Here is a 12,669-nt window from a genome sequence, read left to right as displayed (position 1 = left end):
TAAGCCGGCGGTCATGCAACCGCTCGTCTCCACCGCATGGCTCGCCGATCGTCTGGACGATCTGGGCCTCGTCGTCCTCGACGCCACCTATGTCGCGGTGCAGACCGATCCGCCGCGCGACGAGGCCGCCGAGTTCGCCACCGGCCATATCCCCGGCGCGCACTTCCTCGACCTGCGTGGCCTGTCGTCGGGGCAGGTGACCTCGCTGCCCGCCGCAGACAAGATCGCCGAGCGGCTGGGCGCGATCGGTATCGGACCCGAAGACCGGATCGTCCTCTACGACGACTCGCCGCACCGCACGAGCGCGCGGGCGTGGTGGCTGCTGCGCCGCTTCGCGCCGTCGTTGCCGGTCGCGTTGCTCGACGGCGGGCTGGCGAAGTGGCGCGCCGAGGGGCGTCCGGTCGAAGCCGGTACGACACTGGTACATGCGACGCGCTTCGTCGCCGATCCCGATCTGGCGGCGGTGCGGACCAAGGCGATGGTGCTGGCCGCGCTCGACAGGAGAAGCGAGCAACTGGTCGACGCGCGCTCGCCCGCGCGCTTTGACGGGAGCGAGGCCGATCCGCGGGGGCTGCCCTCCGGCCATATCCCGGGCAGCCGCAACCTGCACTACGCGCGCTTCTTTAAGACCGACGGGACATGGCAGTCGCCCGAGGCCCTCTCCGCGCTGTTCGCCGATGCCGGGATCGATCTCGACCGGCCAGTCACCGCGACCTGCGGATCGGGGATCACCGCCGCCGTACCCGCCTTCGCGCTCCACCTGCTCGGCCGCGATGCCGCGCTCTACGACGGAAGCTGGACCGAATGGGCCGCCGACCCCGCCACCCCGAAAGTGACGCCATGAAGCCGACCGACTTGTCCGTATCCCCCGCCACCCGCGCCGTCACCGGCGGGCGTCGCCCCGAATGGACCACCGGCGTGGTCAACGTGCCGGTGTGGCGCGCCTCGACGATCCTGTATGACAGCGTCGCCGACCTGCGCGCGGCGGCGGGGAGCGATACCCACCACCGGCTGTTCTACGGCCGGCGCGGCACGCCGACGCAATGGTCGCTGGCCGAGGCGCTGACCGACCTCGAACCCGGCGCGCACGGCACGTTGCTGTATCCGTCGGGCGTCGCGGCGATCACCACCGCGCTGCTCGCGTTTCTCAAGCCCGGCGATCACCTGCTGCTGCCCGACAGCGCCTATGACCCGACCCGCGCCTTCGCGAACGGCATGCTGGCGGCGATGGGGGTGGCGACCACCTTCTACGATCCGATGATCGGGGCGGGCATCGCCGGACTGATGACCGATGCGACGCGCGTACTGTTCCTCGAAAGCCCCGGCAGCCTGACCTTCGAGGTGCAGGACGTGCCGGCGATGGCGGCGGTCGCGCGGGCGCGGGGGATAACGACGATCCTCGACAATACCTGGGCCACGCCGCTGCTGTTCCCGGCGATCGCCCACGGCGTCGACGTGACGATCATGGCCTGCACCAAATATGTCGTCGGCCATTCGGATGCGATGCTGGGATCGGCGACGGTGGTCGAATCGCACTGGGAGCGGTTGCGCCACGCGACCTATCAGCTCGGCCAGCATGTCGGCCCCGACGATGCCGCGCTCGGCGCGCGGGGGCTGCGCACCATGGCGGTGCGGCTGAAACAGCATGGCGAAAGTTCGCTAGCCATCGCCCGCTGGCTGGCTAGGCAGGACGGCGTCGCGCGGGTGCTGCACCCGGCATTGCCCGGCTGTCCGGGGCATGACCTGTTCGTGCGCGATTTCCGGGGCAGCGCCGGGTTGTTCGCCTTCGTGCTCGACGGTGGGAGCGATGTCGCCCGCGCCGCACTGATCGACGGCCTCGCGCTGTTCGGCATCGGTTATAGCTGGGGTGGCTTCGAAAGCCTCGCGCTGCCGATCGATCCGCAGCGCCACCGCACCGCCACCCGCTGGCAGGCGCAGGGGCCGATGGTCCGGCTCCAGATCGGGCTGGAGGATCCGGCCGACCTGATCGCCGACCTCGACGCCGGCCTCGCCCGGTTCCGCGCGGCGCGATGAACCCGGCGGCGGCATGGCTGGCGGCGCGCGGGGTGCCGTTGCCGGACCCGCCGCAACTGGTCGAGGCGGGCGTGGCGCTCGGCTGCGTCCTGTTGTCGCTCGCGCTCGGCTGGTTCGCCGGGCGGCGGTGGGGGCCGGCGCTGTCGCAAGCCTGGGCGAAGCGGGTCGGCGACCATGTCGTCGGCATCGCCCCGCGCATCTGCGACATCCTGCGCCATCTGGTCGCGGTGCTGGTGCTGGCGGTGGTGGCGCAGGTCCGCGACTGGGGGGCGCTGGCCGACATCGTCATCGGGCTGGCGCTGGGCGCGGCGGTCGCGCGGCTGGCGGTGCAGTTGCTGCGCGGCGTCGGCCTTGCCCGCTGGATCGCGTGGACGGTGGCGGCGATCCTGTTCGTCTCGGCATTGTCGGGCGCGATCGGCGGGCTGGGACCGATTACGAACACGCTCGACGCGATCGGCTTCTCGGTCGGGCGACGCCGCCTGTCGCTGCTGGCGGTGGTCAGCACGCTGCTGACCGTGGTCGTGCTCTATGCCGTCGTCCGCCTGACCAACCGTATCGTCGCCCACGGCGTCGCGCAGGCGGGCAGCCTCGATCCGGCGCAGAAGCTGCTGGCGCAGAAGCTGGCGTCGATCGCGATCGTCATCGTCGCGTTCTTCTTCGGCGTCGACCTGCTCGGCATCGACCTGACGACCTTCGCGATCTTTTCGGGCGGGCTCGGCCTCGCGGTCGGCTTTGGCCTGCAGAAAACGATCGGCAACCTGATCGCCGGGATCATCCTGTTGATGGACCGATCGATCAAGCCGGGCGACGTCATCGTCGTCGGCGACAGCTTCGGCTGGGTCAACAAGATCGGCGTGCGCGCCGTCTCGGTCATCACCCGCGACGGCAAGGAGCATCTGATCCCCAACGAGAATCTGATGACGCAGGAGGTGGAGAACTGGTCCTTCTCCGACCGCAACGTGCGCGTGCGCATCCCCGTCGGCGTCGGCTACGAAACCGATCTGCGCCTCGCGCAGAAGCTGATGTTGCAGGCGGCGCAGCAAAGCCCGCGCGTGCTGCGCAGTCCCAAGCCCAATGTCTGGCTGATCTCCTACGGCGAATATGCCGTCGAGCACGAAATCCTCGCGTGGATCAGCGATCCCGAACAGGGTGTCGGCAATGTCCGCTCCGACGTGCTCAACCGGCTGTGGGATCTGTTCAAGGAGAATGGCATCACCATCCCCGTGCCGCGGCGCGAGGTGATGATCCGTGACGAAATCCGCATGACGCGCGACTGAGCACCGTTGCGGGGCGAAGCGGCGCGCTTATCTTGGACCCTGTGACGACCATCACTGCCCGCATCGCCCAGGGCGTCCGCGCCGTTCCCGCCGACCAGTGGGACGCCTGCGCCGGCCCCGGCAATCCGTTCCTGTCCCATGCCTTCCTCGCCGCGCTGGAGGAATCGGGCAGCGTCGGTGGGCGATCGGGGTGGCAGGCGCTGCCGGTGATCGTCGATGATGCCGGCGGCGTTCCCGCCGCGATCGCCCCGGCCTATGCCAAGGCGCACAGCCAGGGCGAATATGTGTTCGACCATGGCTGGGCCGACGCATGGGGCCGGGCAGGGGGCGACTATTATCCCAAGCTTCAGATCGCGGTGCCCTTCACGCCCGTTCCCGGTCCCCGCCTGCTGTTGCGCGACGGAGCACAGGCCAGCGCGCTGATCGCGGGACTCGAGGCGGTGGTGACGCAAAACGGGCTGTCGTCGGCGCACGCGACGTTCGTGACCGACGAGCAACTCCCGCTGTTCGAGGCGGCGGGATGGCTGACCCGCGCCGGCACGCAGTTCCACTGGGCCAATCGCGGCTATGCCGGCTTCGACGATTTCCTCGGCGACCTCGCCAGCCGCAAGCGCAAGGCGATCCGCAAGGAACGCGCCGCCGCCGTCGCGGGGCTGACGATCCGTCATCTGAGCGGGGCCGACATCCGCCCCGACCATTGGGACGCCTTCTGGCGCTTCTATCAGGACACCGGTAGCCGCAAATGGGGCCAGCCCTACCTCACCCGCAGCTTCTTTCCGCTGCTGTCGCAGGCGATGGGCGACAGGGTGCTGCTGATCCTTGCGGAACGCGACGGGGTGCCGATCGCCGGGGCGCTCAACCTGATCGGCGACGATGCGCTCTACGGCCGCTACTGGGGCGCGGTGGAGGAGGTGCCGTTCCTCCATTTCGAGCTATGCTATTATCAGGCGATCGACGCTGCGATCGCGCGCGGTCTGGCCCGGGTCGAGGCGGGGGCACAGGGCGAGCACAAGCTGGCGCGCGGCTATACCCCGGTCACGACATGGTCGGCGCATTTTCTGCCCGACCCCGGATTTCGCGCCGCCGTCGCCGATTTCCTGACGCGCGAGCGTGCGGCGGTCGCGCAGGAGCAGGAATATCTCGGCGAACTGGCCCCGTTCCGGCGCGGATAGGGGTATTCGGTGGAGCTGGTCGGTCCCGCGCTGATCCAGCAGTGCTGGATCAGCGTCCCGGCGCCTACTTCCGCCCGAACATGCCACCCAGATTGCCGAGCACGTCGCCCAGACCTCCGGTGCCGGTGCCCGTGCCCGTATCGAAGCCGAACAGTTGCGCCAGTTGGCCGAGCGCGTCCGCGCCGCCGATCTCCGACAGGATCGCTTCGATCTGGTGGCGCGACACGCCGCTGTGGTCGGCGGCTTCCTGTGCCGGATCGGCATGGTCGGCGAAGCGCGCGAGCAGGCCCATCACCGTCTGCACCTGTTCGGGCGAGAGGCCGGCCTTTTCGGCGATGGCGGGCAGGTCGAACCGCCCGGCGAAGTTCAGGGCGTTGTTCAGCAGGTCCATGATATACTCCTGTAAAATCGGGCCGGTCAGTTTCCGCTCGCCGCCATCTGGCGCGGCGCGCGGCGGCGGGGCCGGGCAAACGGACGATTGCCCAGATCGCTCCACGTCAATTCGGGCGGGGGAACGCTGTGATCGATGCGGAACAGCGCGCTGCGGCCACTGCGCCATACCGGGATCAGCCCCTGTTCCAGCCGCCGGTCGTAGCGGGGCGGGCGGATCATCCACACATAATCGAACGCATCGCGCGGGAATTTGTACAGCGCCGCCGCCACCGGCCGCCAGAACTGGCGCGGGCACTGCACGTCGGTGACAAGCTCGGACGGGTCGTGGGCGAAGCCCTTCGCAATACGATAGCGCACCGTCAGCAACTGCCCGCCGGCCATCGACCACTGGTCGTTGGCATAGGCCAGCCGCCGGGTCAGCGCCATGCCGGGCAGATGTTGCAGCCGGGTCATCTTCCATTCGTTGTAGCACGTCTCGCCGACGAAGGTGACGAGCCGGGCACCCACCGGCAGATGATCGAGCGCCGCCAGTTCTCGGTCGTAATCCCGGTCGTAGAGCCAGAAGCTGACGGTGGTCGCCCCGATCCGACCGACGAACAGGGCGAGCCCGATCGCCGCCAGCGTCGCCGCGTTGCGGATCGACACGCCGGGTTTGGGACGCAGCGCGATCAGGCAGATGCCGAAGAGATAAGGGACGAGGCGCATATCGGCATAGGCCGATCCGAACACGATGCGCGGCAGCAGCGCATAGACCGCGATCAGGAACAGCGCGGACAGGCCAAGGTGGCGCGAATAGCCGATGTTTGGGTCGCGCACGCCCTTGAACAGCACCAGATAGAAGACCGCGACCGACGCCAGATCATAGAGCCGCCAGCGATCGCGCAGGCTCATCGTCATCCACTGCATCTTGGCGCGCCAGTTGAACCAGTCGGCGGTCTGCCCGCCGACATGGCCACCCGATCGCCACAACAGCATCAGCAGCGCAGGGGGAGCGAGCACCAGACAGTGAAGCCCGGCGTAAAAGGCGGCGGCAAACCAGTTGCGCCGCTTGTCATGCTCGCGGATCAGCTCGGCCGAGGCGGCAAGCACCCCCAGCGTGCCCCAGCCGAAGGTATGCGTCAGCCAGATCAGCCCGGCTACGGGTACGAACACGACGCCGCGCAGCACCAGCCGCCCCTGCCGCCCCAGACGCAGCCACAGCGCGAAGGCGTTGAGCGCCAGCGCCATCGACAGCGCGAAATTAGCGAAACCGAAATGAAACGGAAAGCTGTAGACGATCGGCAGCGCGAACAGCGCGGTCGGCGGGATGCGGCCATGCACCTCGCGCGCGATCCAGAGCAGCCCGATCGCGGTCAGCGGCGGGATCGTCAGGATGATGAGCTTGACCGCGGGTTCGAGGCCGATCAGCGGTTCGAGCAGCCACACCAGCAGGTCGACGCCCAGATTGCCGATCAGGCTCCAGTCGAAGTTGTACCATTGGTGGAACCACGGGGCCTGTCCGGTGTCCCACAATTGCTGGACGCGATACCGGCCCATATGGCCGGGAAGGTCGACCATCGGCGGCACGTCGGGCCACAGCAGCGGCACCATGGCAAGGAACGCCATCGCCGCCACGAACCACCGCGTCTGCCACCACAAGCGGCGATCGGTGCCTGACTCCAACAAACTATCCCCCGGTTGCCGTCCCATCCCGTCCACCGCGATACGGCGGGACGGGGCGGTTTAGCAAGGGAGGGGGATGGATTTGCGCCATGCCGTCTAACACGGCGCAAATCCATCCGGGATCAGCGGTCGCGGCGGCCGAGCAGGCGCAGGCGCAGCGCGTTCAGCTTGATGAAGCCGGCAGCGTCGCGCTGGTCGTACGCGCCCTGATCGTCCTCGAACGTCACGACTTTTTCGCTGTAGAGCGAATTGGGCGAGCGGCGGCCGATGATGTGGCACCCGCCCTTGTACAGCTTCAGCCGGACTTCGCCCGATACCTTGAGCTGGCTGTGATCGATCGCCGCCTGCAACATCTCGCGCTCCGGCGAGAACCAGAAGCCGTTGTAGAGCAGCTCGGCATAGCGCGGCGCCAGTTCGTCCTTCAGATGCGCGGCACCACGGTCGAGCGTGATCTGTTCGATCGCGCGGTGCGCGGCGTGGAGGATCGTGCCGCCCGGCGTTTCGTACATGCCGCGCGACTTCATGCCGACGAAGCGGTTCTCGACGAGGTCGAGCCGGCCGATGCCATGCGCCCGGCCAAGGTCGTTCAGCTTGGCGAGCAGCGTCGCGGGCGACATGCCTTCGCCATCGACCGCGACCGCATCGCCGCGCTCGAACGCGATGGTGACGATCTGTGGGCGATCGGGCGCGTCCTCGGGGCTGACGGTGCGCGAGAAGACGTACTCGGGCACTTCTTCCCACGGGTCCTCGAGAACCTTGCCCTCCGACGAGGTGTGCAGGAGGTTCGCGTCGGTCGAGAACGGCGATTCGCCGCGCTTGTCCTTGGGCACCGGGATCTGGTGCGCCTCGGCAAACGCGATCAGGGCGGTGCGGCTGGTCAGGTCCCATTCGCGCCACGGCGCGATCACCTTGATGTCGGGCTGGAGCGCGTAATAGCCCAGTTCGAAGCGGACCTGATCGTTGCCCTTGCCGGTCGCGCCGTGGCTGACGGCGTCGGCGTTCACCTGACGCGCGATTTCGATCTGGCGCTTGGCGATCAGCGGCCGCGCGATCGAGGTGCCGAGCAGGTACAGCCCTTCGTACAGCGCATTGGCGCGCATCATCGGGAACACGAAGTCGCCGACGAATTCCTCGCGCAGATCGTCGATGAAGATATGCTCGGGCTTCACGCCCATCAGCTCGGCCTTCTTGCGCGCCGGCTCTAGCTCCTCGCCCTGGCCCAGATCGGCGGTGAAGGTCACGACTTCGCAATTATAGTTCTGCTGAAGCCATTTGAGGATGACGCTGGTGTCGAGCCCGCCCGAATAGGCGAGCACGACGCGATTGATGGGGTCGGCCATGCGAAGGCTCCTTGTGCAAAGGGGACGTTTGCCGCGCGCCTAGGCGAGCCGCGCAGCGGGCGCAAGAAATGCGTGTAGCCTTGAGGCCGTCGGCAGCGTCAGATACCGGCGTACCAGTCGTAGCCGGCGACATCCTCCCAGAAGCCGCCCTTGCCCCCGGCGATGGGGCCGAGCGATGCCACCGCCTCGATCCGCTCGACATATTTGGCGTGTTTGTAGCCCAGTTGCCGTTCGACCCGCAGCCGCAGCGGCGCGCCGTTGGGGATGCCGAGCAACCGGTCGTTGAGCGCCCAAGCGAGGATCGTCTGCGGGTGGAAAGCGTCGATCAGGTCGATCGATTCATAATATCGCCGCCCGCCAATCGCATCGGCACAGTGGAACACCAGATAGCGCGCCTGTGGCCGCAGCCCGGCGAGATCGAGGAGGCGCGACAGCCGCGGCCCGGTCCATTTGCCGATCGCGCTCCACCCCTCGACGCAATCGTGCCGCGTGATCTGCTGGCGCGACGGCATCTGCCGGACCTGATCGAGCCGGAGCGACAGCGGCCGGGCGACGAGCCCGTCGACGACCACCCTCCAGTCGGCGAAGCGGTTGGCGGCATGGGCGTTGTAATCGGGCGTGTTCGGGTTGTTGGTGCCGTTCGCGCGAAAGACCGGCGAGCGCTGGTCGGCCGAATATTCGACCGCCAGCGCATCGCGCGCGGTGATCGAGCGCTGGAGGCCGCGATGCACGTCCTCCGCCCCGCCGAGCAGGGTCTGCGCTGCGGGAAGTTGCGCCACCCTGTCACACGCAGCGACAAGGCCGCCGGCCCCGACGACCAGCGCCGAACGGCGCGAGACCAGCCGGCTCATCGTGGCACCCGCCACCAGCCGGTCAGCATCGATCGCACCTCGTTCACCGCGCCCGCGAGGATCACTAGCACCAGATGGACGATGACGAACAGCGTGATGCCGCTGGCCGCGAGGAAATGGATCGACCGCGCCGACTGCCGCCCGCCGAGAATGTCGAGCAGCCACGGGAACGCCGCGTTCAGCCCCGGCGACATGGCGATGCCGGTCGCGATCACCAGTGGCAGCAGCCCGAAGAGCACCAGCGCATAACTCAGTTTCTGCAACACGTTATAGTCGCCCGGCCGTTCGGGATTGTGGAAGCGGAACGCCAGATGCGCCTTCACGTCGGCCATCAGGTGGGTGCGCGACAGTTCGCGTGCCCGGATCGTCAGGTCGCGCTGGAAATGGCGGTTGACGAGGCTGACGATCATATAGGCCAGCAAGCCGAACCCCAGCACCAGCGCGAAGCTCAGGTGCCAGTTGCGCGCCAGTGCCAGATTATAGGTCTGCGGGATCGTCACCCAGCCGGGAAAGCGATCGAACGTCAGCCACGCCGTGTCGAAGTTCGCGCCATAACGCCCCCAGTAGAGCCGGGGATGGGCGTTGAGGATCATCAGCCCGCTGCCGATCAGGATGACGATCGCCACCGCATTGACCCAGTGCCACAACCGGGTGGCCAGCCGGTGGCGATAGACGGTGCGTGCGTTCATCGCCGCACCCTATCCGCCCTGCCACGCGCTGCGAAGGGGCTTGCACGCTTCGTCCGCCTCGTGCGTTGGGGTGGCATGACCGACTTCCATTCCTATGTTCCCGCCGATGGCCATGGCCTGCCGCACGATCCGTTCAACGCGATCGTCGCCCCGCGGCCGATCGGCTGGATTTCCAGCGTGTCGGCGGGTGGCAAACGCAATCTCGCGCCGTACAGTTTCTTCAACGCCTTCAACTATCGCCCGCCGATCATCGGCTTCGCGTCGACCGGGGCCAAGGACACGCTGGCGAATGTGCGCGAAACGGGCGCGTTCGTGTGGAACCTCGCCACCCGCGCGCAGGGGGAGGCGATGAACGCCACATCGGCGACGACCGACCGCGACGAGTTCGCGCTCACCGGGCTCGATACGCTGCCCTCGGTGGCGGTGGCACCGCCGCGTGTCGCCGGGTCGCCGGTGCAGTTCGAATGCCGCCTGACCCAGATCGTGCAACTGACCGACGCGGGCGGTGGCGCGATCCCGACATGGCTGGTGCTGGGCGAGGTCGTCCACGTCCATATCGACCGGTCGCTGCTTGACGACGGTGTCTATCAAACGGCACGCGCCCGTCCGATCCTGCGCGGCGGCGGGGCAGGCGATTATTTCGAGATCGGCGAGGATGCGCACTTCGTCATGGACCGTCCGCGCTAGTCGGGATCGGCAGTCGACGAAATGCCGTCCCGATCTGCTCCCCTCCCTGACAAGGGAGGGGCCGGGGGTGGGTCGGCCCGCGAGGAAACGTAAGCGCTCCACAACCGGCCAACCCACCCCCAACCCCTCCCTTGTCAGGGAGGGGAGATGCAGGAGCCGCCGTCTGGCTAAATGTCGATCGGTCCTAAAACTCAGCCATAGGCGCGCCAGAAGAACACGGCGGTGACACTCGCGGTCACGAACAACGTCCACGCCCGGATCTGTCCGGCGGTCAGCCGGCCGGTCAGCTTCGCGCCGAGCCATCCGCCGAGAATGCCGCCGAGGATCATCGGGATACACGCCGCCCACGCGACGATCCCGGTGGCGATGAACACGATCGCCGCCGCGCTGTTGGCGGTCGCCAGCATCAGCGTGCGCGGCGCGGCCATCGACTGCACGCTCTGTCCGGCGAGCAGGCCATAGGTCGCCGTCACCATCATGCCGACGCCACCTCCGAAATAGCCGCCATAGACGCCGAGCAGCACCTGCGCGACGATCAGCGTGGCGGGGCCGATCGTCACCCGGTCGTGCAGCCACGCCGCCGCGCGCCGCCCCAGCGCAATGGCGAGGAACGCGACCAGCAACAGCCACGGCACGATCACATCGAACAGGTCGCTCGGCGTCCACACCAGCAACATGCTGCCGAGCAGCCCCGACACGAAGGTGATCGTCGCCAGCAACCGGATCGGCAGCCCGCCGAGCGGCCCCAGTCCGTTGCGATAGGCCCATGCACTGGCGATCGCGCCGGGCTGCAACGCCACATTCGACGTCGCGTTGGCGACCGATCCGGGCAGGCCGAGCGCGATCAGCGCGGGCATGGTGGCAAAGGTGCCGCCGCCGGCCAGCGCGTTCATCGCGCCGCCGGCCATGCCGGCACCGGCGGCAAGTGTCAGGGAAAGGGGATCGAGCATCGCCGCCGCTAGAGCGGAGCGAGGGCGATCTGTCGAGGGGCAGGCCGATGCCCGCCGGACTCAGCCCCGATGGGCTTTCATCTCCATATCGTCACCCCGGACTTGTTCCGGGGTCCACCCAGCCGCCTGGGCTATCGATAATGGCTCGAGCGGCATCGATTGCCGCGCCGTAGACCCCGGAACGAGTCCGGGGTGATGCTGCGGATGTGACGGTTGATCCAGCCTAGAAGCGGAAGGCGGTGCCCACATAGACCGCCTGGCTGTCGCGGCGATCGGGATCGACGCGCAGCATCCGCTCGCGTTCCGAACGATAGCGGACCCCGGCGGTCACATCGAGGTTGCGGGTCAGCTTGTACGATCCGCCCATGTCGAGCGAATAGCCCTGCGGATCGGCGATCAGCGCGGGCTGGTCGGCCAGCGGACGATCGCTGCTGGCACCGACGCGGGCGGCAAGCTTGCGACCGGTGTAGCTGACGCCCAGCCCCATCTGCTCGCGGCTGCCCGGCTGTCCGGCGAGGTCGAGCCGCGCCAGATCGCCCGACACCGCGAATCGCTTCCAGCCGACCGAGACGCCGAGGTTGTAGGCGAGCGGGTTGAGCGTGGGCATCGGCGCCGCCGCCGCAACGCGGTCGGGCAGGCGGTTGGGCCGCAGCGTCCGCGACCGCACCGCGACCTTCACCGTGCGATTGCCGATCACCGCGCCTTCGGACGGAGTGAACTGAAATCCGGTGGCGTTGAGGCCGGTGCGCGACAGGGCGGCGACGAGTCGCGGATCGGCCGACGCGGGCGTGAACGAACCGATACCGGTCAGCGGCATTGCTTCCGACGACAGCCGCTTCAACACGCGCGGCGAGCGTTGCTCCTGCGCGAACAGCGCAGGCGACGCACCAAGACCGGCGGCGATCATCGCCCCCAATCCCACGCTCATCGCTATCCGGCTGCCCGTCATGGTTTCCTCACTCCCCGCTAATGGCGCTATCACGATTCGGTTGCGCCATTCCACTGGTGCAAGTCGCTTTCCCGCCACCTGTTGCATCGAACCCACATATTTGTCGGAGTTGATGTGGGGATGAGGCATGGCCAGACGGACACGCATCACGCTTGCCGCGATAGCGTCACCGCCTATAGAAGCGGGCGGAACCGCCATATTGGCCTGTAGTCAAGGAATCCGCCGATGAACCGCCCGCTGCTTCTCGCGTTGCTGGCAACGATCGCCCTGCCCGTGGCCGCGTGCAGCGGCGGCAAGGGCCGGGTGTCGGGCGATCTCGCCGCGTCCAAGGTGACGACGATCGGCGTGAACAGCTATCTGTGGCGCGCCAGCCTCGACACGCTGTCGTTCATGCCGCTGACCCAGACCGATTCGAACGGTGGCGTCATCGTGACCGACTGGTACGTCAATCCGCAGACCCCGACCGAGCGCACCAAGGTGACGGTGTCGATCCTCGACCAGGATTTGCGTGCCGACGCGCTGCGGGTCGCGGCGCTGCGCCAGATCAACCAGAACGGCCAGTGGGTCGAGGCACCGGTCGCCGCCGCGACCGTGCAGAAGCTGGAAGACATCATCCTGACGCGGGCGCGCGACCTGCGCCGCGGGGCAGTGACGGGCTGAGCGAT

The 12,669-nt window shown here is 68.0% G+C and carries 13 protein-coding genes; 6 read left to right on the top strand and 7 right to left on the bottom strand.

The annotated features are described in order from the left end of the window. Positions 1–13: 13 nt before the first annotated feature. Genes ASG37_RS14005 through ASG37_RS13990 form a run of 4 tightly spaced genes read left to right on the top strand, consistent with a single transcriptional unit; the run spans position 14 to position 4,483 of the window. Positions 14–844, top strand: coding sequence for a sulfurtransferase (locus ASG37_RS14005; RefSeq protein ID WP_055761446.1), 831 nt, complete (start codon positions 14–16; stop codon positions 842–844). Then, on the top strand, positions 841–2,034 hold the full coding sequence (gene metC, locus ASG37_RS14000) for a cystathionine beta-lyase (protein ID WP_055761443.1): 1,194 nt from the start codon (positions 841–843) through the stop codon (positions 2,032–2,034). Before ASG37_RS14005 ends, metC begins: the two co-directional genes overlap by 4 nt. Continuing rightward, positions 2,031–3,311 carry a mechanosensitive ion channel family protein gene (locus ASG37_RS13995; RefSeq protein ID WP_055761441.1) on the top strand — a complete coding sequence of 427 codons (1,281 nt, stop codon included), beginning with the start codon at positions 2,031–2,033 and terminating at the stop codon, positions 3,309–3,311. The genes metC and ASG37_RS13995 overlap by 4 nt, the downstream gene beginning before the upstream one ends. Positions 3,312–3,352: 41 nt before the next feature. Then, complete coding sequence (locus tag ASG37_RS13990; protein ID WP_055761438.1) at positions 3,353–4,483, top strand: GNAT family N-acetyltransferase; 1,131 nt, start codon at positions 3,353–3,355, stop codon at positions 4,481–4,483. A 64-nt stretch (positions 4,484–4,547) separates the two neighbouring features. On the opposite strand, the gene ASG37_RS13985 is transcribed toward ASG37_RS13990, so the two are convergent. The 5 genes from ASG37_RS13985 to ASG37_RS13965 all read right to left on the bottom strand — a co-directional run bounded on the left by ASG37_RS13985 (position 4,548) and on the right by ASG37_RS13965 (position 9,418). Further along, a complete protein-coding gene (locus ASG37_RS13985; protein WP_055761435.1) occupies positions 4,548–4,874 on the bottom strand; it encodes a hypothetical protein in 327 nt (108 codons plus the stop codon). A gap of 26 nt (positions 4,875–4,900) precedes the next feature. After that, positions 4,901–6,538: a hypothetical protein gene (locus tag ASG37_RS13980; RefSeq protein WP_414886727.1), complete on the bottom strand. Its 1,638-nt coding sequence runs from the start codon at positions 6,536–6,538 to the stop codon at positions 4,901–4,903. Positions 6,539–6,660: 122 nt separating this feature from the next. After that, on the bottom strand, positions 6,661–7,878 hold the full coding sequence (locus ASG37_RS13975) for an argininosuccinate synthase (protein WP_055761431.1): 1,218 nt from the start codon (positions 7,876–7,878) through the stop codon (positions 6,661–6,663). 98 nt (positions 7,879–7,976) lie between these two features. Continuing rightward, positions 7,977–8,729 (bottom strand): molybdopterin-dependent oxidoreductase, encoded by a 753-nt coding sequence (locus ASG37_RS13970; protein WP_055761428.1) that lies wholly within the window; start codon positions 8,727–8,729, stop codon positions 7,977–7,979. Then, positions 8,726–9,418 (bottom strand): cytochrome b/b6 domain-containing protein, encoded by a 693-nt coding sequence (locus ASG37_RS13965; protein WP_055761426.1) that lies wholly within the window; start codon positions 9,416–9,418, stop codon positions 8,726–8,728. The genes ASG37_RS13970 and ASG37_RS13965 overlap by 4 nt, the downstream gene beginning before the upstream one ends. A 75-nt stretch (positions 9,419–9,493) precedes the next feature. Between ASG37_RS13965 and ASG37_RS13960 the strand changes: the two genes are divergently transcribed. Beyond that, on the top strand, positions 9,494–10,105 hold the full coding sequence (locus tag ASG37_RS13960) for a flavin reductase family protein (protein WP_055761423.1): 612 nt from the start codon (positions 9,494–9,496) through the stop codon (positions 10,103–10,105). Between the two features lie 191 nt (positions 10,106–10,296). On the opposite strand, the gene ASG37_RS13955 is transcribed toward ASG37_RS13960, so the two are convergent. After that, positions 10,297–11,055: a sulfite exporter TauE/SafE family protein gene (locus tag ASG37_RS13955; protein WP_055761420.1), complete on the bottom strand. Its 759-nt coding sequence runs from the start codon at positions 11,053–11,055 to the stop codon at positions 10,297–10,299. Between the two features lie 223 nt (positions 11,056–11,278). Then, positions 11,279–11,983 (bottom strand): hypothetical protein, encoded by a 705-nt coding sequence (locus ASG37_RS13950; protein ID WP_055761417.1) that lies wholly within the window; start codon positions 11,981–11,983, stop codon positions 11,279–11,281. 246 nt (positions 11,984–12,229) lie between these two features. On the opposite strand from ASG37_RS13950, the gene ASG37_RS13945 reads away from it, so the two are divergent. Continuing rightward, positions 12,230–12,664, top strand: a complete 435-nt coding sequence (locus ASG37_RS13945; RefSeq protein ID WP_055761415.1) for a DUF3576 domain-containing protein — start codon at positions 12,230–12,232, stop codon at positions 12,662–12,664. Positions 12,665–12,669: the final 5 nt, after the last annotated feature.

The sequence above is a fragment of the Sphingomonas sp. Leaf407 genome, assembly GCF_001425385.1.
Taxonomy (GTDB): Bacteria; Pseudomonadota; Alphaproteobacteria; order Sphingomonadales; family Sphingomonadaceae; genus Sphingomonas.
This window is presented reverse-complemented; position numbering and strand designations above follow the sequence as displayed.

Bases quoted from the DNA above. Each gene is read 5' to 3' on its own strand.
- ASG37_RS14005 (WP_055761446.1), top strand. From the start codon at position 14: ATGCAACCGCTCGTCTCCACCGCATGGCTCGCCGATCGTCTGGACGAT.
- metC (WP_055761443.1), top strand. From the start codon at position 841: ATGAAGCCGACCGACTTGTCCGTATCCCCCGCCACCCGCGCCGTCACC.
- ASG37_RS13985 (WP_055761435.1), bottom strand. From the start codon at position 4,874: ATGGACCTGCTGAACAACGCCCTGAACTTCGCCGGGCGGTTCGACCTG.
- ASG37_RS13970 (WP_055761428.1), bottom strand. From the start codon at position 8,729: ATGAGCCGGCTGGTCTCGCGCCGTTCGGCGCTGGTCGTCGGGGCCGGC.
- ASG37_RS13955 (WP_055761420.1), bottom strand. From the start codon at position 11,055: ATGCTCGATCCCCTTTCCCTGACACTTGCCGCCGGTGCCGGCATGGCC.
- ASG37_RS13995 (WP_055761441.1), top strand. From the start codon at position 2,031: ATGAACCCGGCGGCGGCATGGCTGGCGGCGCGCGGGGTGCCGTTGCCG.
- ASG37_RS13975 (WP_055761431.1), bottom strand. From the start codon at position 7,878: ATGGCCGACCCCATCAATCGCGTCGTGCTCGCCTATTCGGGCGGGCTC.
- ASG37_RS13965 (WP_055761426.1), bottom strand. From the start codon at position 9,418: ATGAACGCACGCACCGTCTATCGCCACCGGCTGGCCACCCGGTTGTGG.
- ASG37_RS13960 (WP_055761423.1), top strand. From the start codon at position 9,494: ATGACCGACTTCCATTCCTATGTTCCCGCCGATGGCCATGGCCTGCCG.
- ASG37_RS13945 (WP_055761415.1), top strand. From the start codon at position 12,230: ATGAACCGCCCGCTGCTTCTCGCGTTGCTGGCAACGATCGCCCTGCCC.
- ASG37_RS13950 (WP_055761417.1), bottom strand. From the start codon at position 11,983: ATGAGCGTGGGATTGGGGGCGATGATCGCCGCCGGTCTTGGTGCGTCG.